General features: G+C 53.7%; 24 protein-coding genes and 1 tRNA gene. 11 read left to right on the top strand and 14 right to left on the bottom strand.

Translation table 11 applies throughout. The annotated features are described in order from the left end of the window. Nucleotides 1–5: 5 nt before the first annotated feature. The gene (locus tag ACQY36_RS05060; protein ID WP_428078122.1) at nucleotides 6–743 is read left to right on the top strand and encodes a sugar isomerase domain-containing protein; all 738 of its coding nucleotides are present in this window, start codon (nucleotides 6–8) and stop codon (nucleotides 741–743) included. A 53-nt stretch (nucleotides 744–796) separates the two neighbouring features. On the opposite strand, the gene ACQY36_RS05055 is transcribed toward ACQY36_RS05060, so the two are convergent. Then, nucleotides 797–1,396 carry a GDSL-type esterase/lipase family protein gene (locus tag ACQY36_RS05055; RefSeq protein WP_428078120.1) on the bottom strand — a complete coding sequence of 200 codons (600 nt, stop codon included), beginning with the start codon at nucleotides 1,394–1,396 and terminating at the stop codon, nucleotides 797–799. A 103-nt stretch (nucleotides 1,397–1,499) separates the two neighbouring features. Between ACQY36_RS05055 and cdd the strand changes: the two genes are divergently transcribed. From cdd to galT, 6 genes are all read left to right on the top strand, one after another. Continuing rightward, nucleotides 1,500–1,934, top strand: coding sequence for a cytidine deaminase (gene cdd, locus ACQY36_RS05050; protein WP_428055652.1), 435 nt, complete (start codon nucleotides 1,500–1,502; stop codon nucleotides 1,932–1,934). Between the two features lie 39 nt (nucleotides 1,935–1,973). Beyond that, a complete protein-coding gene (locus ACQY36_RS05045; protein ID WP_428078118.1) occupies nucleotides 1,974–2,912 on the top strand; it encodes a DUF5107 domain-containing protein in 939 nt (312 codons plus the stop codon). 47 nt (nucleotides 2,913–2,959) lie between these two features. Continuing rightward, nucleotides 2,960–4,132 (top strand): galactokinase, encoded by a 1,173-nt coding sequence (locus tag ACQY36_RS05040; RefSeq protein ID WP_428078116.1) that lies wholly within the window; start codon nucleotides 2,960–2,962, stop codon nucleotides 4,130–4,132. Nucleotides 4,133–4,153: 21 nt separating this feature from the next. Further along, nucleotides 4,154–4,438 carry a GIY-YIG nuclease family protein gene (locus ACQY36_RS05035; RefSeq protein ID WP_428072147.1) on the top strand — a complete coding sequence of 95 codons (285 nt, stop codon included), beginning with the start codon at nucleotides 4,154–4,156 and terminating at the stop codon, nucleotides 4,436–4,438. Nucleotides 4,439–4,550: 112 nt separating this feature from the next. Then, nucleotides 4,551–5,525, top strand: a complete 975-nt coding sequence (gene galE / locus ACQY36_RS05030) for a UDP-glucose 4-epimerase GalE (RefSeq protein ID WP_428072148.1) — start codon at nucleotides 4,551–4,553, stop codon at nucleotides 5,523–5,525. An 8-nt stretch (nucleotides 5,526–5,533) separates the two neighbouring features. After that, on the top strand, nucleotides 5,534–7,039 hold the full coding sequence (galT, locus tag ACQY36_RS05025) for a UDP-glucose--hexose-1-phosphate uridylyltransferase (protein ID WP_428078114.1): 1,506 nt from the start codon (nucleotides 5,534–5,536) through the stop codon (nucleotides 7,037–7,039). A 45-nt stretch (nucleotides 7,040–7,084) separates the two neighbouring features. Here the strand turns inward: galT and ACQY36_RS05020 are convergent, their stop codons facing one another. Further along, on the bottom strand, nucleotides 7,085–7,567 hold the full coding sequence (locus tag ACQY36_RS05020; RefSeq protein WP_428078113.1) for a pilin: 483 nt from the start codon (nucleotides 7,565–7,567) through the stop codon (nucleotides 7,085–7,087). A 157-nt stretch (nucleotides 7,568–7,724) separates the two neighbouring features. Here ACQY36_RS05020 and lexA point away from each other — a divergent pair, with 157 nt between their 5' ends. Further along, nucleotides 7,725–8,333, top strand: coding sequence for a transcriptional repressor LexA (gene lexA, locus ACQY36_RS05015; RefSeq protein WP_428055640.1), 609 nt, complete (start codon nucleotides 7,725–7,727; stop codon nucleotides 8,331–8,333). A gap of 319 nt (nucleotides 8,334–8,652) precedes the next feature. Here lexA and ACQY36_RS05010 read toward each other — a convergent pair whose 3' ends face one another. The 10 genes from ACQY36_RS05010 to ACQY36_RS04965 all read right to left on the bottom strand — a co-directional run bounded on the left by ACQY36_RS05010 (nucleotide 8,653) and on the right by ACQY36_RS04965 (nucleotide 18,364). Further along, on the bottom strand, nucleotides 8,653–9,270 hold the full coding sequence (locus tag ACQY36_RS05010) for a hypothetical protein (protein WP_428078111.1): 618 nt from the start codon (nucleotides 9,268–9,270) through the stop codon (nucleotides 8,653–8,655). A 19-nt stretch (nucleotides 9,271–9,289) separates the two neighbouring features. After that, nucleotides 9,290–9,360 (bottom strand) — tRNA-Gly (locus ACQY36_RS05005). A gap of 62 nt (nucleotides 9,361–9,422) precedes the next feature. Next, nucleotides 9,423–10,943, bottom strand: coding sequence for an HD domain-containing protein (locus ACQY36_RS05000; protein WP_428078109.1), 1,521 nt, complete (start codon nucleotides 10,941–10,943; stop codon nucleotides 9,423–9,425). Next, nucleotides 10,936–12,558: an AMP-binding protein gene (locus ACQY36_RS04995; RefSeq protein ID WP_428055634.1), complete on the bottom strand. Its 1,623-nt coding sequence runs from the start codon at nucleotides 12,556–12,558 to the stop codon at nucleotides 10,936–10,938. Before ACQY36_RS04995 ends, ACQY36_RS05000 begins: the two co-directional genes overlap by 8 nt. Before the next feature lie 62 nt (nucleotides 12,559–12,620). Further along, complete coding sequence (locus ACQY36_RS04990) at nucleotides 12,621–13,496, bottom strand: ABC transporter permease (RefSeq protein WP_428078107.1); 876 nt, start codon at nucleotides 13,494–13,496, stop codon at nucleotides 12,621–12,623. A gap of 2 nt (nucleotides 13,497–13,498) precedes the next feature. Further along, nucleotides 13,499–14,524 (bottom strand): ABC transporter permease, encoded by a 1,026-nt coding sequence (locus ACQY36_RS04985; protein WP_428055630.1) that lies wholly within the window; start codon nucleotides 14,522–14,524, stop codon nucleotides 13,499–13,501. A 28-nt stretch (nucleotides 14,525–14,552) separates the two neighbouring features. Continuing rightward, nucleotides 14,553–15,698: a M20/M25/M40 family metallo-hydrolase gene (locus tag ACQY36_RS04980; protein ID WP_428078105.1), complete on the bottom strand. Its 1,146-nt coding sequence runs from the start codon at nucleotides 15,696–15,698 to the stop codon at nucleotides 14,553–14,555. A 9-nt stretch (nucleotides 15,699–15,707) separates the two neighbouring features. After that, nucleotides 15,708–16,700, bottom strand: a complete 993-nt coding sequence (locus ACQY36_RS04975) for an oligopeptide/dipeptide ABC transporter ATP-binding protein (RefSeq protein WP_428078103.1) — start codon at nucleotides 16,698–16,700, stop codon at nucleotides 15,708–15,710. Next, nucleotides 16,697–17,674, bottom strand: coding sequence for an ABC transporter ATP-binding protein (locus tag ACQY36_RS04970; RefSeq protein ID WP_428078101.1), 978 nt, complete (start codon nucleotides 17,672–17,674; stop codon nucleotides 16,697–16,699). Before ACQY36_RS04970 ends, ACQY36_RS04975 begins: the two co-directional genes overlap by 4 nt. A 96-nt stretch (nucleotides 17,675–17,770) precedes the next feature. Continuing rightward, nucleotides 17,771–18,364: a type IV pilin protein gene (locus ACQY36_RS04965; RefSeq protein ID WP_428078099.1), complete on the bottom strand. Its 594-nt coding sequence runs from the start codon at nucleotides 18,362–18,364 to the stop codon at nucleotides 17,771–17,773. Nucleotides 18,365–18,650: 286 nt separating this feature from the next. On the opposite strand from ACQY36_RS04965, the gene ACQY36_RS04960 reads away from it, so the two are divergent. From ACQY36_RS04960 to ACQY36_RS04950, 3 genes are read left to right on the top strand one after another with little or no spacing between them, the layout of a single operon-like run. Further along, nucleotides 18,651–19,094 (top strand): DUF192 domain-containing protein, encoded by a 444-nt coding sequence (locus ACQY36_RS04960; protein WP_428055620.1) that lies wholly within the window; start codon nucleotides 18,651–18,653, stop codon nucleotides 19,092–19,094. Then, the gene (locus ACQY36_RS04955; RefSeq protein WP_428078097.1) at nucleotides 19,091–20,554 is read left to right on the top strand and encodes a M20/M25/M40 family metallo-hydrolase; all 1,464 of its coding nucleotides are present in this window, start codon (nucleotides 19,091–19,093) and stop codon (nucleotides 20,552–20,554) included. Before ACQY36_RS04960 ends, ACQY36_RS04955 begins: the two co-directional genes overlap by 4 nt. Nucleotides 20,555–20,592: 38 nt before the next feature. After that, nucleotides 20,593–21,465 carry a VIT1/CCC1 transporter family protein gene (locus tag ACQY36_RS04950; RefSeq protein WP_428078134.1) on the top strand — a complete coding sequence of 291 codons (873 nt, stop codon included), beginning with the start codon at nucleotides 20,593–20,595 and terminating at the stop codon, nucleotides 21,463–21,465. 105 nt (nucleotides 21,466–21,570) lie between these two features. Here the strand turns inward: ACQY36_RS04950 and ACQY36_RS04945 are convergent, their stop codons facing one another. Then, nucleotides 21,571–22,095, bottom strand: coding sequence for a hypothetical protein (locus ACQY36_RS04945; RefSeq protein WP_428078095.1), 525 nt, complete (start codon nucleotides 22,093–22,095; stop codon nucleotides 21,571–21,573). 63 nt (nucleotides 22,096–22,158) lie between these two features. Beyond that, a partial coding sequence (locus ACQY36_RS04940) for a type IV pilin protein (RefSeq protein ID WP_428078093.1) occupies nucleotides 22,159–22,892 on the bottom strand: 734 nt, incomplete at its 5' end.

Here is a 22,892-nt window from a genome sequence, read left to right as displayed (position 1 = left end):
AAACTATGAAAAACACTTTTACCGTACCGTATTTTAATGCGGTTGAAAACGTCCTTAAACGTATAGAAGAAACGCAAGGCAGGGCTATGGAAAAAGCCGCCCGGGCGGTGGCCGCGTCGCTTGAAAACGACGGCGTTTTGCACACCTTCGGCTGCGGGCACAGCGCAAGCGTGGCGCTGGAACCCTTCCACCGAAGCGGCTGTTTCGCCGCCGCGGACGCCGTGTTGGACCCCGGGCTTATGTTCCAGTCCGGCGCGCATGCGGGAACCACGTTTGAACGGCTGGAAGGGTATGCTTTGGCGGTGTTCGCGCGGCATACATTTAAACCGCAGGACGTCCTGCTGGTGGTTTCCAACTCGGGCCGCAATCCGGCCGGGGTGGACGCCGTACGCTACGCCCGGGAGCGCGGCGTAACCGCCATCGCCATTACCGCGGCCGGCGCGCATACGCAAAGCAAATCCCGCCACTCCAGCGGGCTCCTTTTAAAAGACGCGGCGGACATCGTGCTGGACAACTGCTGCTCCGCCAACGAAACCGCCCTGGAACTGGGCGGCGTGGAGATGGCCCCCGTCTCCACGGTGGCTTCTTCGGCCCTGCTTCACGCGGTACTTTACCGGGCGGCCGAAATCCTGCACGAAAAGGGCCTGGAACTGCCCGTATACAGAAGCAGTAACGCCGGCGGGGACGAACACAACACCCGGCTGGCGCAGCGGTACGCCGGGCGCATTAAACATTTGGACTAACTCCATCCAAAAAAACCGGGTGTCAAGCACCCGGTTTTTATTATAGGCAAACGCTATTTTAAATACGGCTTAATCCGTTCATACACCCGCTCGGCCACAATTTCATATCCCGCCGCATTCGGGTGCACCATATCCGACTTATACTGTCGTTTATTAAAAATCCCTTCCAAAATGCCGGGCACAAAAACGGCTCCCTTTTCCTCGGCTAATTTTTTGTAAGCCCGCGAATAATGCCCCATCCCCGGCGCGCCCGTGTCCACAATCACAGCCACCGCGCCCGCCTGCTGCACCGCATCCACGATTTCCGCCACGGCCGCCAGCGCGTCTTCCATCCGGCGGTTCTGCATAAAATCGTTTGCGCCGAATTCAATCAGCACCATATGCGGGTTTTGCGCCAGCACCTCGGGCAGACGCGAAGGCGCATGCGCGGCGGTTTCTCCGGACATACCCAAATTAACCACTTCACGCCCCAGTTTGGCGGCCAGCACGGCCGGATAGGCCGAACCCCTGGGCGCGCCGTAGCCGGCGGTCAGGCTGTCCCCAAACGCAACGACGGCGGTGCCCGGATTATGCAAATTTTTAATTTCGGCGGTGTCTTTCATAAAATAATACGCGCACGCGGCGACGAGTAGAAGCCCTATCCATTTTTTCATAATTTTTCCCCTGTTTTATTATAACAAAACCCGGGCCGGCGGCCCCCGTACGCGCGTGCGAAAAAAGGGTTGACTTTTCGCGCCGTTATTATAGAATAAGAGTATGAGAAAAGCATTAACCAAAGACGAAGAACAACAGCTTCTGGACGCGGCGCAGGATGTGCGCGAACGTTCGTACTCGCCCTATTCCAAATTTAAAGTGGGCGCAGCCGTACTGACGGCAGACGGACAGATTTTCCAAGGCACCAACATTGAAAACGCTTCCTACGGCCTGACCGTTTGCGCCGAGCGCAACGCGCTGTTCGCCGCCGTGGGGGCGGGCAAGCGCAAGCTCCGCGCGCTGGCGCTGGTTACGCAAAAACTGCCCGGTGCGGCGTTTAATTCGCCCTGCGGCGCCTGCCGCCAGGTGATGAGCGAGTTCCTCGCGCCCGACGCTCCGCTGCTTATCGCCGTGCTGGACGGAAAAAAACGCACGGTTTACCGCAAATTACTGCGCGACGTGATGCCGTTCCCGTTTGAAAAATTTTCGGAAAAATAAATGCGCGCGGCTCCGTCCGCGCGTTTTTTTGGGGGAATTATGACACAAACCGTTTACAAAGGTTTGCCCGCCTGGACGCTGGAAAACGACGCCCTGCGGCTCACCTTCCTTCCCGGCTACGCCTGCAAAATGGCCAGCCTGGTAAGCAAAAAAACCAACCGGGAATTTCTGTTCCAATCCGCCAGCCCCGTGCTAACCGTGCCCGAATACGGCGCGCCGTTTTCCGATTACGACTCCAGCGGCTTTGACGAAGTCTTCCCCTCCATAGACGCCTGCCCGTACCCGGATGGCACCTGGCAGGGCATGCCCGTGCCGGACCACGGCGAAGTGTGGGCCATGCCGTGGGAAAGCGTCCGCGCGCCGGACGGCCGCGCCGCCAAAGCCTTCGTGCGCAGCCAGACGCTGCCGTATATCCTTTCCAAAAATATTACGCTTAAAGACAACGCCGTTTTATTTGAATACTGCGCGGAAAACACGGCGGACGAAGATTTTAAGTTTATCTGGACGCCGCACTGCCTGCTGGCCTGTTCCCCCGCCACACGCCTGCTCATCCCGGACAATTTAACCCAGGTAATGAGCGTGGAACACTCCACCAAGCACCTCGGCCCGTGGGGCACCCTGCACACCTACCCGCTGACGACCGATGTGCGCGGCCTGAAAATGGACCTGGCCGCCACCGAACCCCGCACCGTAAGAAACTGCGAAAAATTTTACTTCACCGAAAAGAACACCGCCGGCTGGTGCGGCATTGAACATACCGACACGGGCGAAAAACTCATCTACGAATACGACGCGGACAAAGTGCCGTACCTGGGCGTCTGGAAAACGCAGGGCGGCTACCGGGGAGACTACAATCTGGCCCTGGAGCCGTGCACCGGCGTATATGACGATTTGTACGTGGCACATAAAATCCGCCGCGCGGCCGTCATCGGCCCCAAAGGCCGCTGTGAATGGAAGTTTAAAATGACGGTAAACTAAATTTAGGCCGGGCCGTTTTCAACATGCGCCCGGAAGGGAGAATCCATATGAATCAACTAGCGTTAAGAAGCAAATTCAACGAAGTGTTCAAGAAAGAAAAACTTTACTTTTTCGCCCCGGGCCGCGTGAACCTGATCGGCGAACATACCGATTACAACGGCGGACACGTTTTTCCGTGCGCGCTTTCCTTCGGCACGCACTGTGTGTTCTGCAAGCGCGACGACCGCAAAATACGCCTCTACTCCCTCAATTTTCCGAACCAGGGCGTAATTGAAGCCGACCTGGATAACATCGCTTACGATAAAAAGCAGGACTGGGCCAACTATCCGCTGGGCGTGATTAAAACGCTTCAAAACCACGGCTACGTGATAGACCAGGGCTTTGAGCTCCTCTTCTGGGGAGATATTCCCAACGGGGCGGGGCTTTCTTCCTCCGCGTCCATTGAACTCGCCACCGCGGTGGCTATGAATAAAGTGTTCAACCTCTATATTCCGCAGGTGGAGCTCGTGAAATTCTGCCAGGAAGCCGAAAATAAATTCGTAGGTATGAACTGCGGCATTATGGACCAGTTCGCCATCGGTATGGGCAAGGAAGGAAATGCCATCCTCCTGGACTGCAACTCGCTGGATTACGAGTACGCACCGCTGGATTTAAAAGGCATGTCCATCGTGATTATGAACAGCAACAAACGCCGCGAGCTGGCCGACTCCAAATACAACGAACGCCGGGGTGAATGCGAGCGCGCCTTAAAAGCCCTGCAGACGCAGCTTCCTATCAAGTCGCTGGGGGAGCTGTCCGTGGAGGAATTTGAAAAACACAAAGATTTAATCGTAAACCCCGTGGAACGCAAGCGCGCCAAACACGCCGTGTACGAAAACCAGCGCACGCTGGAAGCCGTCAAAAAATTAAAAGAGGGCGACCTGGCCACCTTCGGCAAGCTGATGAACGAGTCCCACGTCTCCCTGCGCGACGACTACGAAGTAACCGGCAAAGAATTGGACGCGCTGGCCGAGGCGGCCTGGGCGCAGCAGGGCGTTTTGGGCGCCAGAATGACGGGCGCGGGCTTTGGCGGATGCGCGATTGCGCTGGTTAAAGACGCGGACGTTAAAAAATTTATTGATAACGTGGGCAAAATCTATCACGACAAAACCGGCCTCAGGGCGGATTTTTACATCGCTTCCGTCGGCGGTCCGGCGCAGGAAATGGAAAAAATGTATTAAAGGATATTCCGGCAAACCGGTATGGCTTATGTATATATTATTACAAACAAAAATAATTCCGCCTTATATATAGGCGTTACCAATAATTTAGTGCGCCGGATATACGAACATAAAACAAAAACCATACCCGGATTTTCGGCCCAATACCAATTATGTAAATTGGTATATTATGAATTGTATTCTAGCATTACCCAGGCCATTGAACGGGAAAAATTACTAAAAAACTGGCACAGAGATTGGAAAATAAACTTAATCACCAAACAAAACCCGGCCTGGAAAGATTTGTATGCAGCTATTTGTTTTTAAGATGCCGAGCAGAAACCCCTCGGCATGACCTATTAAATAATGTCATCCCGAGAAGCTGTTACTCGGGATCTACATGCAGGAAAAGCCATTATTCAATAAGGAGTTTTTAATCATGAAAAATATTTTAGTCATCGGCGGGGCGGGCTATATCGGCTCGCACACCGTTAAAATGCTGGCCGAAAAAGGCTATAATCCCGTAGTGTTTGACAATCTCTCCAAAGGCCACCGCGAAGCCGTGGCCGGCTACCCGTTTGAACTGGGCGACCTGGGCGACAAAGCGCGCCTGGCCGAAGTGTTCAAAAAACATCACATTGACGCCGTGATGCACTTTGCCGCGTTTATTGAAGTGGGCGAAAGCGTAAAAGAACCGTCCAAATACTACCACAACAACGTGGCCAAAGTGCTTAACCTGTTGGACGCTATGGTGGAAAACGGCGTGAAATACTTTGTGTTTTCCTCCACCGCCGCCACGTTTGGCGAGCCCGTCAAAGAGAAAATAGACGAGACCCACCCCCAAAACCCCATCAACCCTTACGGCAACACCAAGCTGATGGTGGAAAAAATACTGGCGGATTTTGATACGGCCTACGGCTTAAAGGCCACGGCCCTTCGCTACTTTAACGCAAGCGGCGCCGACGATTCGGGCCAAATCGGCGAATCGCACAACCCGGAAACGCATTTAATCCCCATCGTTCTGCAAGCCGCCGCCGGCAAACGCCCTTCCATCAAAATGTTCGGCGACGACTACCCCACCCCCGACGGCACCTGCGTGCGCGACTACGTGCACGTAAACGACCTGGCCCGCGCGCATATTTTGGCATTGGAAAAAATGTTTAAAGACAACCAAAGCGAACGCTTCAACCTCGGCAGCGGAAGCGGGTTTTCGGTGGCGGAGCTCGTCAAAGAAGCCAAACGCATCACGGGCGTGGACTTTAAGGTGGAAACCGCCCCCCGCCGCGCCGGAGACCCCGCCGTGCTGGTGGCGGACAGCGCCAAAGCCCAACGGGTGCTGGGCTGGAAACCCGAATACGATTTAACGCGCATTATTGAAACCGCGTGGAACTGGGAACAAAACCGCAAATACTAGGAGATATTATGGACATTAATCTGTTAATTGACCAATTAATCGCATTTGCCGTAAACGAAAAACTCCTGCACCCGCGCGACCGCGCCTGGGCCGTCAATCAGCTGCTGACCGTCTTGCAGCTTTCGGACTATACGCCCAGCGGCTTTAAGGGCAAAACGCCCCCCTATCCCTGTGAGATTTTAAAAAACATCTGCGACTGGGCCGCCAAACAGGGCCTCATCGCGCCCGACACCGTTACCATGCGCGACCTGTTTGACACCCGCCTGATGGGCGTTTTTGCCGGCCGGCCTTCCGCGGTAACGGACGAGTTCTTTGCGCTCCATAAAAAGAACCCCAAGGCCGCCACGGACAAATTCTATCACGACGCGCGCGCGCTGGACTACATTCGCACCGAACGCGTGGCCCAAAACCTGGCCTGGAAGGCGCGCACGCCCTACGGCAGTTTGGATATTACGGTGAATATGTCCAAACCCGAAAAGGACCCGAAGGATATCGCCGCCGCGCTGAAAGTGAAAGCGTCCGCCTATCCGCTCTGCCTGCTGTGCAAGGAAAACGAAGGCTATGCGGGCCGCGTGAATCACCCGGCGCGCCAAAACCTGCGCCTGGTGCCGCTTGATTTGTTAAAAGACGGCCGGCCGTGGTACCTGCAATACTCGCCGTACGTCTATTACAACGAACACTGCATTTTCCTATCGGACAAGCACGAGCCGATGAAGCTGACCAAAAAAAGCTTTGAGCGGCTGCTGAACTTTGTGGATTTCCTGCCGCATTATTTCATCGGCTCCAATGCGGACCTGCCCATCGTCGGCGGTTCTATTTTAACGCACGACCACTTCCAGGGCGGGCGGTATGTATTCGCCATGGCAAAAGCCCCGGTGGAAACGACTTTTAAAATGCGGAAGTTCCCGCGCGTAAAGGCGGGAATCGTCAAATGGCCGATGAGCGTCATCCGGCTGACCGGAGCCAAAAAAGATTTAATAGAAGCCGGGGATTATATTCTTAAAAAATGGCGCACGTACAGCGACCCGAAGGCCGACATCCTGGCAAAAACCGGCGATACGCCGCACAACACCGTTACGCCCATCGCCCGGCGGCGCGGCAAAGCCTTTGAGCTGGACCTGGTACTGCGCAACAACCGCACGACGGACGAATTCCCGATGGGCATTTTCCATCCGCACGCCGAGGTGCACCATATTAAAAAAGAAAATATCGGGCTGATTGAAGTGATGGGCCTGGCCGTACTGCCGGCGCGGCTGGCCAAGGAGCTTAAAGACCTGGAGCCCCTGCTCGTTAAAAAAGACATCGCCGCCGTCCGCCAAAGCCCAACCCTGCAAAAACACGCGGACTGGGCGGAAGAACTCTTAAAAAAGCACATGTTTACGGCTAAAAACGCCGGGGACATCCTGCGGGCCGAAGTGGGCAAAGTATTTGCCAAAGTGCTGGAATACGCCGGCGTTTACAAGCGTACGCCGCAAGGCAAAGAAGCCTTTGCGCGGTTTATTAAAAAATTGTAAGTCTTGTTAGTACTCCCCCGGGAGATTATCCCGGGGGAGTGTTGTTTACCAAGGTAAATTACATTCTTCAGCGCCGCAAACGGATTTACAAAGTTTTTTTCCAAAAGAAGTTTCGCCCTGGCACACAAACTGGCGTTCCGTATTACTACTCTTTGGCACAAATGCCATTATATAATCCGCCTCTTCACTACAGGGTTTGGGAGTAATAATAAGGCCGACCCAGCTGGGTGCAAAACAAAAATTTTTTCCTACACTGTGCCCTACTCCGCCCATACCGCCCGACTCAAACGGAAGCCCGACATCTTCCAGCCAAGCCTGCGCGGCTTCTTCATTGGAAGAAAAAGAAGCGTCGCTTAATTCCATCATCGTCAAATTTTGTTCTATTTTATGCACGACCGTGTAAACTTCCGCCAAGCGGCTTTTTGCCACCGCCAGTTCATATTTTGGCAAAGCAACCGCCGCCAAAATACCGATGATTAATACCACCACCAACAGTTCTATCAGCGTAAATCCAAGATTTTTTTGCACGGGATATATCCCCCTCTTATATAAGTTGATATTCCCAATTTATCAAAAAAAAAAAACAATACAAGCCCCTGGACGGCCCTAAAAATATTTTTGACATCCGCGCCCAAATTTTATAGAACAAAGTATAGAACAAAATAAAAAGTAATAGGAGCCGCCTATGAAAGCCCTTCATCCCAAACAAGCCGAATTATTGGATATTTTAAAAACGAATATTTCCGATCCGCTGACGATGGAAGAACTGGCCGACCGCCTGAGCGTAAGCGGCAAAAGCGTGGTGTTCCACCACATCAAACAGCTGGAGAAAAAAGGATATTTAAAACGCAATCCCGCCAACCCGCGCGATTACATTATTTTAAAAGACCCGGAGCGCAACGTCATTTACCTCAATATGTACGGTATGGCTAAATGCGGCCCGGAAGGCACTATTTTGGACGGCACCCCCACCCGCATCGTACCCGTGGACCCGAGTATGATTTACTTTCCGGCCTGCAAAGGGTTTATGGTGGAAGCGAAAGGGGACTCCATGCAAAACCTGATTGCGCCGCACGACTGGCTGATTGTGGAACAGAGCCGCCAGGCGAAAAATAAAGACGTGGTGGTCTGCGTCAACAACGGGGAAGTGATGGTAAAACGCTTTACGCAGGACGGGCAGAACGTTATCCTGCAGTCTGAAAACCCGCAGTATAACCCCATTATTGCCGATAAAGAGGCTTTCCGCGTGGAAGGAATCGTGCGCAGCATCATCAAACGCAACGTAAGCTGTTAATTTCCTGCCGTCCCGGGCGCCGAAACCTGGGGCGATTAGTCGTAACCTCAACGGGGCCGCTTGCTGGCGGCCCCGCGCTTTTTTCCAGCCCGCGCGGTCCGGCGGAGGAAAACACAAAGGATTTCACGCCGTTTGCCACCCCAGCGTCCGGCAGGTTAAGCAATTTGGCCACATGGTTGTGCCTTGCAATACCCCAACCGGTTTTCCGCTGTGCGGCGTAAAAAACTGCGCCGCTCTTTTCCATGCCGTTTTTATAAACGAACCGCACGCGAAAAAGCCCCGCTCTTCTGAGCGGGGCTTTTTACATACATTTAAATTTTTATTTTACCACTACCAGCGAGCGGCCGTCTTTTTCCTCGGAATACGGGTCCAGCGTGTTTTTCCCGTCAATTATATAGAGGAACTTATACGTGCCCGGCGCGATGGAGAGGGTGGTTTCCCAATGGTCGCCGCGTTTTTTAAGCGCCTGGGGTTTGGCCATGGTAAAACCGCTGACGATGGATACCTTGTCCCCCTCGCCGTACCAGCGGAAAGTTACCCGGCGGTATTTGCTCTTCGGATTTACCTGCACGAGAACGCTTTCTTTTTTATCCTGGACGGCCGGAGCGGCTTCTTTCGCTTCTTCTTTTTGCTGCTGCTCAATCACGGCCGTTACCGGGATTTCCACCGGCTTGGCCACCGGTTCCGCCGCCACGGATTCCACGGCAATCGGTTCGTCGGCAACAATTAAATCCGTCTCCGCCACTTCAGGGACGTCTACGGTTTCGGTCTGTTCCGCGCGCGGCGCGGCGGAAACGTCAAACAAACGAGCGGAAAAGTGCTTGTAAAGGAAAAACCCGAACACGCACAAAAAAATGATGTCAACAATAATCAGAAACAGCCAAAGATCTTTGTTTCCGGCAGGTTTAATGTCCAATTCCAGGTTTTCGTTTTCCATAGTTTTCCCTGATAAAAAAAGCGGGCGAAGGGAATCGAACCCTCGTCTAAAGCTTGGGAAGCTTCCATTCTACCATTGAACCACGCCCGCATAAGCGGATTGCCGCTCATTTATTTTAGCAAAGTTTTAGGCGACTGTACATCCCCCCGCCATTAACGCGCCCGAATATGCTGTTCTTTAACATCCAGCGTTTTGATAAACGCCAGCGCGTCTTCTTTAGAAACCACTTTCCCTTCCACCTGCGCCACGGCTACGGCTTCCAAAATCTCGCCGATTTTCGGGCTGGGCGGCAGGGAGAGCGCGTCCATCACGTCCCGCCCGGTAATCAGCCGCGTAGGCTGCACCTTTTTGGGCGTATCAAAAAATTTCCGCAAAAGAAGAGACAGCACCTGCATATGCCTGAGCGTCTTGCCCACATTGGCGGTTTTTTGCGCCTGGGCGATGGTCATCAGGCGCTGGGCGCTTTTGGGCATAATGCGCCTTAACTGCGCGTCGGAGACGTAGCTGGCGTAATCGGCCCAGCACAACAGCAAAAGCGGTACGCCGGCGTCGCCCAAATCGCGGAAAAAGTGGTAGGCTCCGCGGTCGGTAATAACGTCGTTGCTCGCGAGATTGGACGGACGCAGATGCTCGCCAATCATCGCGCAGATAAGCCGCAAATCCGCCCGGCTGTAGTGCAGGCGTTCCAGCACGGCTTTAGCCATCTGCGCGCCCTTTTCTTCGTGATAGAAAAACCGCAGGCGGTCCCCTTTCACTTTGGCGGTGGCGGGTTTGGCGATGTCGTGCAAAAGCGCGGCCATTTTATAAAGCGGCTTGTTCTCAGCCAGCGGCGCCAGTTTTTTGGCATATTTGGGAAAAGCTTTGGGAAGATGGTCCAGCAGGTATTCCATCCGCTTAAATACGTCCAGCGTATGCTTTAATACGCCGCCTTTTCCGTAATATACTTCCGCGCATTTGCGCTGGGGTTCCAATTCCGGGAACAGGGCCGTCAGCAGGCCGCACGCGTCCATTCGCATTAAATTGTCGTACGCTTTGGACGTACAAAACAGCCTGTCCAATTCTTCGCGCACGCGCTCCCCGGCGGGCTCTGCAATCAGCGCGCGGTCTTTTTTAATTTGTTTAAGCGTTTTGTCGGAAATCACAAACCCGAGTTCGGCGGACGAGCGGAACGCGCGCAGCATACGGAGCGGATCCTCTTTAAACACGCGCGAATTAGTGAGGTGAATCACTTTGGCGGCTACATCCTGAAGGCCGCCGGAATAATCCACGATTAAATTCTTTTTAAGTTTCTTGAGGATAACATGCGCGGTGCCGCTTTTTTGCGGCTTAATTACAATTTCCGGCAGGGCGGACACGGGATAAGCCAGGGAGTTAAACGCAAAATCGCGCCGCAGAAGGTCGGCCTTTAAATCTTTGCCCTGGTAAGCGGTTAAATCAATCTGGATTTTGCCCTTGTGGGTAACCAAACGCCACACGCCAAACTCCGCATCCATTTCAAATACGGCGGCTTTTAAGCGTCTGCCCAGCTCGCGCGCGGCGGGCGCCACGTCGGCGGCGGGAAGCGTAATGTCCAGGTCCGACGACTCGCGCCTGAGCAGGCTGCTGCGCACAATCCCCCCCACATAATGCGCGTGGGGAATCACTTCGTTTAAAACGCGCGCCAAATCAGCCAAGGTTTTCCTCCGGGGCGGCTCCGCCGCGCGCGGCCAGTTTGGCCACGGCGTCTTTGCGAAGCTCGCGCTTGAGCACCTTTCTCAGCGCGTTTTTAGGCAGTTCTTTTACAAATTCAAAATCGCGCGGGCGTTTGTAATTGTCCAGGTGGGTTTTTAAAAATTTTCTAAATTCCGCGTCGGACACTTCCGCGCCTTCCTTTTTAACGGCGTACAGTTTTACAAATTCGCCGCCGCGCCCGTCCGGCACGCCGATAATGGCGCACTCTTCAATGGCCGGATGCTCGCAGATGACGGCTTCCACCTGCGCGGAGAACACTTTAAGGCCCTTGATGATAATCATATCTTTCTTGCGGTCTTTGATAAAGATAAATCCGTCGTCGTCCACTTCCACGATGTCGCCGGTCTTAAACCAGCCGTCCGCCGTAAACGCGTCTTTGGTGGCGGCTTCGTTGCCCCAGTAGCCCCGGAACACGTTGGGGCCTTTTACGCACAGCTCGCCCTCGGCGTTGCGGGGTACTTCGTTGCCGTCGTCGTCCAGCACCAGCGTGCTTACCGCCGGGATGGCCGGCCCCACCGATTTGATTTTTTGCAGTTCTTCGGTGTTGACGCTTACCACCGGGCTGGTTTCCGTAAGCCCGTAGCCTTCCAGTATCGGCACGCCGATTTTTTCTTCAAACCGGTCTTTGATTTCCTGCGTCAGCGGCGCGGCGCCCGATACGGCAAAGCGCACGTTTTTAAACGGCCAGAAACGCAGGTACAGGCGTTTTAACCCTTTGGCTTCTTTGGACAGCACGGCATAAATCTGCGGCACCGCCAGGATGACGGTTACTTTTTCCGAGCCCATCGCGCCCAGCCATTTGCTGGCGGGCATTACGTTGGCCACAATTACCACCTTTAAATTTAAATACAGCGGAATGACCACGCACGTCGTCCACGCGAACGAGTGGAACATAGGCAGCAGGCACAGGAAGCAGTCCTCGTCGGTAATTTTAAAAATCTGCGCGCAGGAAATCACGTTGGAGGCGATGTTGCCGTGCGTCAGCATGGCGCCTTTGGGCAGGCCGGTGGTGCCGGAAGTGTAGAGGATAAACGCCAAATCTTCCAGCCCGGCGCGCGCGGAAGAAGTTTCCTCGTGCACGGTGGATTTTTCAATTTCTTTCCAAAACAGTTCAATCACGGGATTGCCGAAAACGGACTGCGGGATTTCATCCGTGGAAAAAATGTATTTTACCGTAGGCGTATTGGGCAGGCATTTGACGTAGTGGCGCAGAAATTCCGCCTGCGTAACCACGGCTTTGACTTGGGCGTTGTTTAAAATGTATTCAATTTCCTCCGGCTTGGTAACCATAAAGTTCATGGGAATACACACCGCGCCCAGTTTATAGAGGCCGAAGTTGGCCACCACCGTGTCAATGGCGTTGCGGTGGGCTACGGCCACGCGGTCGCCTTTGCGGATGCCGTGCTCAAAAAACATATCGGCCGCGCGGTCCACCTGCATTAAGAGTTCGTGATAGGAAACTTTTTTTTCGGTGCCGGCTTCTGCTAAAGCGATTTTGTCGGGGAAACGGAAAGCACTGTCGGATAAAGCGGTATACAAATCTTTGCGGCGAATCATAAGCACCTCTTATAGAAGAATAAGAAAGAATGAATCGGTTGTTTCTTTCATTTTAGTATAAATTAAGCTTGTCTGGGGTCCAAAATATCCCGAAACGCGTCCCCCAGCAAATTCCAGCCCAGCACAAACAGAAAAATGGCTCCGCCCGGCGCCACGACCGTGTACCAATAGGCAAACGGATGGCCGGGAGTGCCCAGCACCCAGTTGCGCGCCATGGCAATCAGCTGACCCCAGTCCGCCGTGCCGGGCTGCGCGCCCAGCCCCAAGAACGAGAGAGAGGCCGCGGTCAGCACCACGTAGCCGATATCCAAGCTGGCCACCACGACGGACGGATAAATGGAGTTAGGCAAAATATGCCGCAAAAGCACGCGCGGGCCGCGCGCGCCCAGCGTGCGGGCGGCGGTAACATAATCGCGCTGTTTGACGGATAAAATATCCCCGCGCACCAGCCTGGCGTACGAAGGCCAGGCCACGGCGGTAAGGGCAATCATCATATTTTTTATGTCGGGCCCCAGCATGGCCGCAATCACCATCGCCAGCACCAAAGACGGCACGGCAAACACTATATCCGTCAGGCGCATGAGCGTTTCGTCCACCTTACCGCCGAAATACGCCGCAGTTCCGCCCACAAACAGCCCGATTAAAAAGGCAAAAAACGTAACCGTCAGCCCGATTTTAAACGCCAGCCGCGTCCCCCACACCACGCCGTAATACAAATCGTACTGCTGTTCGGTGGTGCCGAACCAGCTCTCGGCGGACGGCGGCCGGGGCGTAATCTGGTAGCTCTTCTGCGGCAGCTGGTAGGGATTATTGGCGTTCTGCACCGGGGCCAGCACGGGGGCGAGGAGCGCGATTAAAAAGAAAAAGGCGATAATCACCAGCCCCGCCAAAGAGGTTTTGTTGGTATAAATACGTTTAAAAATGCGTCCGTTTAGCATAATTATTCCAGCCGTATGCGCGGATCCACCGCGGTATATAAGATGTCAGACAGCAAATTCCCCAGCACAAACAGCACCGCCACCATCAGCGAAAACCCCAATATGCCCGCAATATCCAACTGCTGGGCCGCAATCACGCCGAAGCGGCCGATGCCCGGGTAATCAAAAATGGTTTCCACAATCACGGTGCCGCCCAGCAGGCGGATAAACTGGATGCTGGCCAGCGTAATGACGGGGATGACGGCGTTTTTGCCCGCGTGCTTGTACACCACCTGCCAGTCGGAAAGCCCTTTGGCGCGCGCGGTGCGGACATAATCTTTATTTAATTCTTCCAGCATGCTGGAGCGCATCACGCGCACCATCAGCGCAAACGAGCCGATGCACAGCGTTACCGCCGGGAGCACCAAATGGGATAATACGTCCCAAAACACGCGCAGGTTACCGTTTAACAAGGAATCCAACAATAAAAAACCGGTATAGGTTTTAAACGCGCCGCCGTGGATAATAATATCCGTCTGCACGGAATATCCCCCCGGCGAAAACCAGCCCAGCCGGCCATAAAAAACCATTAACAGCAGCAGCCCCAGCACAAATATCGGCAGGGAAAACCCGCCCACGGACACCAGCCTCGCCAGCACGTCCTGCCATTTATCCTTATGTACGGCCGAAGCGCACCCGAACCACACGCCAAAAAGCACTACAAACAGAATCGTGATAAACGCCAGCTGGATGGTGGCGGGCAGATATTCTTTAATAGCCTGGGAGACGGGCATATTCGCGCTGGGGCTGTAGCCCAAATCGCCTTTGGCCACATTGGAAAGCCAGCGGCCGTATTGTTTAAATACATTATCACGCAGACCGTACTGGCGGATGACTTCCTCCAGCGAGCCCATTTGGCGCGGGTCTTTTACGTACAAAGAAGCGCGCATCTCCGGGCTTAACCGCTGGGTGAGGAAAAACAGCAGGAACGTTACCCCCAGCACCACCAGGGGCAGTAACAAAAGCCTTCTTACAATATAATTTACCATACCCGCCGTTTTTCCTCTTTTTATTTGCTTATTTGCGGTACGCCAGCACCGCGGAAAGCGTGATATTGCACGCCGCAAAAAACTCTTTCAAGTCCAGGCTTTCGCCAAGCGTATGACAGCCGCGGCAGCCCACGCCCAGGTTGGGGAGCGTAAACCCAAAACCGCTCAGCACGTTGGCATCGCACCCGCCGCCGGAGGCCACCGGGCGAACGACAAGGCCCTGCTCTTTGGCGGCCGCCACCACGGATTTTACCATAGGGTGATTTTTGGGTACGTTCACCGCCGGGTAACGCTGGACGGAAACGAATTTCACTTCCGGCTTGCGGACTTTGCCGTCAATCTTCTTGGTAAAATGTTTGACGGCTTTTTCAAAACAGGCTTTCATATGGGCGGTTTGTTTGGCCAGCTTTTCGTTTTTAAGGCTGCGGGCCTCGCCTTTTAAATAGAGTTGGTCCATCACGATATTCGTGGCTTTGCCGCCCTGAATAACGCCGAAGTTGGCTACGGTTTCTTTATCAATGCGGCCCAGCTTCATAAAAGAAAGCGCATACGCCGCCACTTCCAGCGCGGAAATGCCTTTTTCCGGCACTACGCCCGCGTGCGCCGCCAGGCCCTTAATCCACACCTCAATGGTGTTGACCGCCGGGCCCTGCACCAGCAGGTCGGACACTTCTTCATTATCCAAAATCAGCCCTTCGCGGCCTTTTATTTTTTTATAATCCAAATTTTTCGCGCCCTGCATGCCGTTTTCTTCCGTCAGCGTAAACACGGCTTCCACGGGCGGGTGGGGCGGTTTTTGCTCTTTTAAGGTTTGCAGGACTTCTAAAATAATCGCCAGGCCGGCCTTGTCGTCCGCGCCCAGGATGGTGGTGCCGTCCGAGGTAATACGGTCCTTTTTCACCACGGGTTTGACGCTTTTGCCGGGGGTTACCGTATCCATATGGGAGCTGAGCACGATGGGTTTGCTTTTAACGGTTCCGGGCAGAAAACCGATGACGTTTCCTTTAGCGTTTGTATTGTATTTTTTCCCGGCGTTATCCACATAGACAGTACAGCCGAGGGCTGTTAATTTAGAAGCTAAAACTTCCTGAATGTTTTTTTCGTTAAAAGACTCGCTGTCTATTTTAACCAATTCCAAAAAGGTGTCCGTGAGGCGTTTTTCGTTTATTTTCATATGCGTCTCCTATACGGCTGATTTGCTTTTTGCCGTTTTAAACGGCATCACGCAGCACGCGCAGGCGTGGCGCGGGAATACTTCTTTGAGTTCAAAAGGGGTCTTGGCGCAGACGGCCTGCGCGTAACGGCAGCGCGGCGCAAACGGGCACGGCCAGCCGGCGCGGTCCGGGTGTTCGGAGGCTTCCTCCGCGCCGTTTCCGTCCGCCCGGCGGGACACGTCCGCCGACGGAACGGCCGCCAGCAGCGCTTCCGTATACGGGTGCTGGGGGTTGGTGAAAAGGTCTTCCGCCGGGGCGCGCTCCACGATGCGGCCCTGATACATCACGGCGATATCGTCGCACAGAAAACGCGCGACGGCAAAATCGTGCGTAACAAACAGCATAGAGAGTCGGCGGGCCTTTTTAATTTCTTTCAGCAAATTTAAAATCTGCGCCTGCACCGATACGTCCAGCGCGGACACCGGCTCGTCCGCCACTAAAATTTTAGGGTCCAAAGCCAGGGCGCGCGCAATACAGATGCGCTGGCGCTGGCCGCCGGAAAATTCGTGCGGGTAACGCTCCAGCTGCGTTTCGCTCAGGCCGACGGACGCCAGCAGTTCCGCCAAAAACGCTTTGCGCGCGGCGGGGTCTTTTTCAAGCCCGTGGATATCCAGCGGCTCGCTTAACAGCTGGCGCACGTTCATGCGCGGGTCCAGGCTGGAATACGGGTCCTGATACACTACCTGCATCACGCGGCGGAGTTTTTTAAACCCGCTTTTGGAAAGGAAAGCAATATCTTTCCCGTCCGCCTTTACCAGGCCGGAAGTGGCTTTTTCAATCCCCAGAAGCACCTTGCACAGCGTGCTTTTGCCGCAGCCCGATTCACCCACCAGGCCGAGCACATGGTCTTCCGCCAGCGTCAGGCTGACGTCTTTTAACACGGCTTTTTCCGCGTTTTTACCGAACCAGCGGCGGCGCGTATAGGTTTTAAAAAGATGTTTGATTTCTACGGGAGCCGTCATTTCCCCTCCCTAAGCCAGCAGCGGGTTTGGCGGCCGGCTTCTTCAAAAAGCGGCGGACATTCCTGGCGGCATTTGTCAAACGCGTGCGGACAGCGCGGCGCAAACGGACAGCCCGTTAAAATCTGCCCCGGCACGGGCGGGTGGCCGGTAATCACGGGCAGGACGTCCTCTTTTTTATGCACGGACGCCAGCGAAGAAAGCAGGCCCTGCGTGTAGGGATGGAGCGGGTTTTCAAATAACTGCGCCGCAGGGGCCAGCTCCATACACAGCCCGGCGTAAAGCACCAGCACGTCGTCGGCAATGCCGGACACGACGGCCAAATTGTGCGTAATAAACACGGCGGACATACCGCTTTGCCGCTGTAATTGTTTGATAAGGGCCAGAATCTGGGCCTGGATGGTTACGTCCAGCGCGGTGGTGGGTTCGTCCGCAATCAGCACGTCGGGCGACAGCGCAAGCGCCATCGCAATCATCACGCGCTGGCACATCCCGCCCGAAAACTGGAACGGATACTCGTCCAAGCGTTTTTCCGCCTCCGAAATACCCACTTTTTCAAGCAAAGCCACCGCCTCCCGGCGCGCCTGCCGCTTGGAGAGCTTGCGGTGGGCCAGCAGGGTTTCCGTCAGCTGTTCGCCTACGGTCAGCACCGGGTTCAAACTGGCGGACGGGTCCTGAAAAATCATGGAAATTTTATCGCCGCGCACGGAGCGGAGTTCTTCTTCGCCCATGGAAGCCAGGTTTTTGCCTTTGTAGAGGATTTCCCCGCCGCTGATACGCGCCGCCGGCGGAAGCAGGCGTAAAATGGACAGCGCGTGGACGGTTTTGCCGCTGCCGGATTCGCCCACCACGCCCAGCACACGGCCTTTAGGTAAGGAGTAGGACAGCCCGCGAAGCACGGGGAGAATGCCTTGGTCTGCGGAAAAGTCAATTTTTAAATCGCGCACTTGCAAAATGGGTTCGGCGGACTGTGTCATTATTAAATTATAGCAATTTAGCGGCGTTCCCCCCTAAACAAAAAACCGCCCCCCAAAACAGCAGGGGGGCGGGTAAAACCTGTTCAAACGACGCGCTTATTGTTTTGTAACCGTGTTAGCGCTGCGGGCATCGGAAGATTCAGCATAGGATTCCGTACCGTTGAATTCAGCACAGAACGCTTCATCATCTGCCTTGTTAGCCCCTGTCCCGGCAATACAGACCGCAGGGTTGGTGGATTCATAGCGTTTCTGAATGGTATAGGTATACTGGTTAGTACCTACACGGGTAGCGATAACACCGTTGGTATTGTTGGTGGCGGCATCCGTGCCAATTAAGGCAATAATGAAACCGTTCTGGCCCGCACCGCAGACATCCGTTCCGCTCGCTTCAGCGGCAGTAGATTCCTCTTTAACAGCCGGCTGAGTCCCTTTAGTGCAGTACACACTGGAAGCAGGCGTCACATTGGCCGGAGCAATATCCAAAGCGCTCCAGGTTTTGGCATAGTGGCCAGTTTTCATTTTATAGCGTTGTTGGGCATTTACCACGCTACCAATTAAGGTATCTGCTTCGGCTGCACGGGCGCGTTCCACCGCTTTAAAGTAAGCGGGCATGGCCATCGCGGCCAAAATGCCGATGATTAACACAACCACCAGCAACTCAATCAGGGTGAAACCCTTTCTATTAGTCATAAGCTTTATCTCCTTTTTTTGTTGCGGCCCGGGAAAGGATACTGTAGGAGTTTTTTATATAACCTTTCCCGGGCCTTACAGGCAATTTATCAAAAAAAAAAAACGAGTCAAGCCTTTTTTTATCCCCGACGATAAAAACTTTATACAGCGCAGAAAATAAGCAATTAAACGGTATGCAAAATAGGGTGCGGACATAAAGCAGGCGGCGGCCCGATAACACGCCTAAGTCCCAAGCCGCACAGGCCGGCCGCACCCCTGCCGCCGGGAATTTGCTAAACTTATATATATGAAAAGACTTCTCTTGTTTGCCCTGCCGTTTTTACTGTGCGCCTGCGGCGGATATCAAACCGTTACGGTTACTCTGCCCGACGGCTTTGCCGTACGCGCCCGCGTGGCCGACACGCCCGAAAAACAGGAAAAGGGGTTGATGTTCGTCAAAAACCTGCCCGAGAACGAAGGAATGCTGTTTGTATTTGAACAGGACGAAGACCAGGGCTTCTGGATGAAGAACACCCTGATTGATTTGGATATGGTGTTTATCGGCTCGGACAAAAAAGTTACCTCCGTGGCCCAAGAGGTGGAACATTCCTACACCTACACGCCCGACGAAGACGTGGCCTACGCCATCGGCTACGGGCAGTACGTGCTGGAGCTGGCCGCCAAAACCGCCGCCAAACACGGCGTGCGCCCCGGAGCGGAAATAAAATTTGATTTAACGGGTGCCAAATGAAACGGTGTTTCGCTTTACTGCTGGCGTTTTGCTGTATTCCCTTTTCCGCCCAGGCCGAAAAGGGCGGCTGGGACGCGCTTAACGCCGAAGCCAAACGCCACCTGATAAACCTGATTAACATTGATACGTCCCTGCCGGAACCCGACGAGCTTTCCGCCGCGCGCTACATTTACAAAGAATTCAACAAGCACGGCATTGACTGGGACATTTTCATCCCCAGCCAGGGCCGCGCGAACCTGATGGCGCGCATCAAAGGCACGGACGCTTCCCAAAAGCCGCTTTTGCTTATCTCGCATTTAGACACCGCGCCCGCCGCCGAAGGCTGGAGCTACCCCCCTTTCAAAGCCACCGTGGAACACGGCAACATTTACGGCCTGGGCTCCACCGACGCCAAAAACTATACGGCCGCTTACCTTGCACTTTTTACCTGGCTGAAAGACCAAAAAACCGCCCCGGAGAGGGACATCATCTTCCTGGCGACTTCCGGCGAAGAGTCCGGCAGCGAGACCGGCCTTTTGTGGCTGGGCGGCGCGCATTGGGATAAAATCGCCCCCGGATTTGCCTTAAACGAAGGCGGCGGCGTGATTAAAAACAAAGACGGAAAAGACATTGTATTCGCCGAAGCGTCCACCAAAATGTATATGGACATTAAAGTAACCGCCTACGGCACGGGCGTGCACTCGTCCATGCCGGTAAACGACAACGCGGTGTACCTGCTCTCCCAGGCGCTGGCCAAAATTGCGGCTTACAATCCGCCGGCCAAGCTTACGCCCACGGCACGCACTTTTTTTAAAGCCATTGCGCCTTTGCAGGATGCCGACGGCCAGACCACCATCCAGTTTCTGCTTTCCAGCACGCCGCAAAACAGCCAGTCCGCCGCCGAAGTGATGGCGCTGGACCCGTTTTTTAGAAGCCAGTTAAAAGACACCATCAACCCCACCGTGCTTTCCGCCAGCAAAGATACCGGCTCGGCCAGCGGCGAAGCCAGCGCCATTTTGAACGTGCGCCTGCTGCCCGGCTCGGACCCGGACGAATTTTTTGAAAACTTAAAAAACCTGTTTACCGAAGAAGACGGCGTAACGCTTGAAATGCTGGAACGCCCGCAAACGCCCTTCCCCACGCCTATGGACGGGACGGACCCGCTGTTTGCATCCATCGCCGCCGCGGCCGAAAAACTGGTGCCAAACGCCATTACCGTGCCGGGTATGAGCCCCGCGTCGGGCGATAACGAATTTCTGCGCAAACTGGGCGTAATTACCTACGGCCTGGGCCCGGATATGGACCCGCTGGGCGAAAACACCGCCCACAGCGCCGATGAATTTATCAGCGAAAAAGACTTTTTCCACCAGCTCCAGTTTATTGCGGGCGTAGTGTTTGATTTTGCCTACGGGCGGGATTTACTGCCGCTTACCCCCCAACAGCCCGCCGAAGACGCAAAAGAAACCGAAAAACCCCAGTAACCCCTTTTATTTTTCCGGCACGCCCGGAACCAACGAGGATAACTATGTTAGAACAAGACAGAAAAGACTTAGAAATTTTTTCCCGCAACGAAATTACCGAACATTACATTTACCTGCGCCTGGCGGCGCGCGAGAAAGACGCGCACAACCGCGCGGTGCTGGAAGCCATTGCCGCCGACGAAAAACGCCATTATGAACTGATTAAAGAAGAATCCGGCGTCGCCGCGCGGCCGGAGCGCCGGCGGATTATATGGTATTCCGTATTGGCTAAAGCGCTGGGGCTGACGTTTGCCGTTAAACTGATGGAAAGCGGCGAGGATCACGCCGCCGGCTCCTACCGCGCGTTTAGCAGTTACCCGAAAATCGCACAGCTGGCCGACGAAGAAGACGCGCACGAGGCCAAGCTGATTGCGCTTATTAACGAAGAACGCCTGGCTTATATGAGCTCGGTTATTTTGGGCCTGTCGGACGCGCTGGTGGAATTTACGGGCGCGCTCGCGGGGTTTACGCTGGCGCTGGCAAACTCCAAGCTGATTGCGCTGACCGGGGCGATTACGGGCATTGCGGCGGCGCTGTCTATGGCGTCGTCCGAGTATCTCTCGTCCAAAACCGAAAAAGACACGGGCAAAAAACCGCTGAAAGCCGCCGTCTACACCGGCGGGGCGTATATTATTACGGTGGCGCTTTTGGTGGCGCCGTTTGCGTGCCTGAATAACGTGTTTGCCGCGCTTGGGCTGATGCTGTTTTTTGCGCTGCTGCTCATCGCGGGATTTATGTTTTATTATTCCGTGGCGCGCGGAGAAAGTTTCAAACACCGCTTTGTGGAAATGACGTGCCTGAGCTTCGGCGTGGCGGCGGTCAGCTTTTTAATCGGCTATGCGTTAAAAACGTTTACCGGGATAGAAGCCTAGTTTCTCGCCTTTTATGCAAATGCGCCGGAATTCATCCGGCGCATTTTTTATGCCATTACAAATAACATCTTCCGGGAGTTTAGCTCAAACCGAAAGATTTTAAAGTTACAACGTTACTTTTTCCGCGGCGTTTTTTAAAACCGGCAACTTCTTTTTAAAAAATTCTTCTATGTCCAGACACGAGGCGCTTTCCGAAAACACCCACTTGCCAAACGCACTTTCGTGCTTTCCGGGCTTGCCGCCTACTTTTTGGAAAACCAATTTCCCATCATCCCCGTTCATAAACGGCTGAAACTTTTCATACCAAAAATTTTTAACTAGTTTTGTTTTTGCCCCATGACGGATTTTGCACAAAATTACCACTAAAGGTTCTTTTGTTTCCTTGTTTCGGTATCGGACTTCCAACTGTAAGTAAACCTGGTATTTTATGCCCGTTCTATCAACATCAAAAAACCCCGCCAACAAAATGCGAGCGATACCATTGTTTTGCCCTATCGTATAAACACAAGGGGTTGCTTTGCTTTCAAAATTGTTTTTAGCGCACAAATACTCCAACCATTTTTTACCCTGGCAGTCATTGCCTAATACCGTAGAAGCATCGTTTCTATTCCCTAATTTGAATTCAGACATAATAAACTATCCTATAAAAAAGCCCGCCCTAACTAACCGGGCGGGCAACAGAACATCTCTCTTTTATGAGCGCGTACCGTCGGCCTTGATATCCGTAGAGGCATACGGAGCGGTATATGCGCCCGGGTCTACCCCTTTGTAATCCGCACACAGCTCGGCATCATCGGAAGCAGAGTTACCCGTTCCGGCTTCACATTCAGGCTGGCCAGGTTCATCATAAAATTTATAAATTTTGTATCCATACTGCCCAGTCCCTACACGTGTTGCTACGACACCAGAAGTATTACCTGTATTGGTTTTAGTACCAATTAATGTAATCATAAAACCATTGCCAGTCGCAGCTGTATCACCGGTTGTACAACTCGCTTTCTGTTTTCCTTTAGCAACTTTCGTGCAGTACACAGCACCAGCATCCGTATCGGCATTAGAAGGAGCCACATCCAGTGCGGTCCACGTGGTGGTATAGTTGCCCGTTTTCATTTTGTATCTCTGCTGGGCGTTTACCACGGTGCCGATTAACGTATCCGCTTCCGCCGTGCGGCTTCTTTCCACCGCTTTAAAATAAGCGGGCATGGCCATCGCGGCCAAAATGCCGATGATTAACACAACCACCAGCAACTCAATCAGGGTGAAACCCTTTCTATTAGTCATAAGCTTTATCTCCTTTTTTTGTTGCGGCCCGGAAAAGGATACTGTAGGAGTTTTTATATAACCTTTCCCGGGCCTTATTGGCACTGTATCAAAAAAAAAAAAACGAGTCAAGCCTTTTTTCATCCCCGACGGAGAAAAACACAAAA

It is taken from the genome of Candidatus Avelusimicrobium alvi (genome assembly GCF_958451995.1).
Taxonomy (GTDB): Bacteria; Elusimicrobiota; Elusimicrobia; order Elusimicrobiales; family Elusimicrobiaceae; genus Avelusimicrobium; species Avelusimicrobium alvi.
The sequence above is the reverse complement of the archived record's forward strand: the minus strand, read 5'-3'. Positions and strand labels throughout refer to the sequence as shown.

Excerpts from the sequence above, each read along its gene's own strand:
- ACQY36_RS04945 (WP_428078095.1), bottom strand. The coding sequence starts at position 22,095 with ATGTCTGAATTCAAATTAGGGAATAGAAACGATGCTTCTACGGTATTA.
- ACQY36_RS05060 (WP_428078122.1), top strand. The coding sequence starts at position 6 with ATGAAAAACACTTTTACCGTACCGTATTTTAATGCGGTTGAAAACGTC.
- galT (WP_428078114.1), top strand. The coding sequence starts at position 5,534 with ATGGACATTAATCTGTTAATTGACCAATTAATCGCATTTGCCGTAAAC.
- ACQY36_RS04975 (WP_428078103.1), bottom strand. The coding sequence starts at position 16,700 with ATGACGGCTCCCGTAGAAATCAAACATCTTTTTAAAACCTATACGCGC.
- ACQY36_RS05055 (WP_428078120.1), bottom strand. The coding sequence starts at position 1,396 with ATGAAAAAATGGATAGGGCTTCTACTCGTCGCCGCGTGCGCGTATTAT.
- ACQY36_RS04985 (WP_428055630.1), bottom strand. The coding sequence starts at position 14,524 with ATGGTAAATTATATTGTAAGAAGGCTTTTGTTACTGCCCCTGGTGGTG.
- ACQY36_RS04955 (WP_428078097.1), top strand. The coding sequence starts at position 19,091 with ATGAAACGGTGTTTCGCTTTACTGCTGGCGTTTTGCTGTATTCCCTTT.
- ACQY36_RS04990 (WP_428078107.1), bottom strand. The coding sequence starts at position 13,496 with ATGCTAAACGGACGCATTTTTAAACGTATTTATACCAACAAAACCTCT.
- ACQY36_RS04980 (WP_428078105.1), bottom strand. The coding sequence starts at position 15,698 with ATGAAAATAAACGAAAAACGCCTCACGGACACCTTTTTGGAATTGGTT.
- ACQY36_RS04970 (WP_428078101.1), bottom strand. The coding sequence starts at position 17,674 with ATGACACAGTCCGCCGAACCCATTTTGCAAGTGCGCGATTTAAAAATT.
- ACQY36_RS04995 (WP_428055634.1), bottom strand. The coding sequence starts at position 12,558 with ATGATTCGCCGCAAAGATTTGTATACCGCTTTATCCGACAGTGCTTTC.
- ACQY36_RS05045 (WP_428078118.1), top strand. The coding sequence starts at position 1,974 with ATGACACAAACCGTTTACAAAGGTTTGCCCGCCTGGACGCTGGAAAAC.
- lexA (WP_428055640.1), top strand. The coding sequence starts at position 7,725 with ATGAAAGCCCTTCATCCCAAACAAGCCGAATTATTGGATATTTTAAAA.
- ACQY36_RS05010 (WP_428078111.1), bottom strand. The coding sequence starts at position 9,270 with ATGGAAAACGAAAACCTGGAATTGGACATTAAACCTGCCGGAAACAAA.
- ACQY36_RS04965 (WP_428078099.1), bottom strand. The coding sequence starts at position 18,364 with ATGACTAATAGAAAGGGTTTCACCCTGATTGAGTTGCTGGTGGTTGTG.
- galE (WP_428072148.1), top strand. The coding sequence starts at position 4,551 with ATGAAAAATATTTTAGTCATCGGCGGGGCGGGCTATATCGGCTCGCAC.
- cdd (WP_428055652.1), top strand. The coding sequence starts at position 1,500 with ATGAGAAAAGCATTAACCAAAGACGAAGAACAACAGCTTCTGGACGCG.
- ACQY36_RS05035 (WP_428072147.1), top strand. The coding sequence starts at position 4,154 with ATGGCTTATGTATATATTATTACAAACAAAAATAATTCCGCCTTATAT.
- ACQY36_RS04960 (WP_428055620.1), top strand. The coding sequence starts at position 18,651 with ATGAAAAGACTTCTCTTGTTTGCCCTGCCGTTTTTACTGTGCGCCTGC.
- ACQY36_RS05040 (WP_428078116.1), top strand. The coding sequence starts at position 2,960 with ATGAATCAACTAGCGTTAAGAAGCAAATTCAACGAAGTGTTCAAGAAA.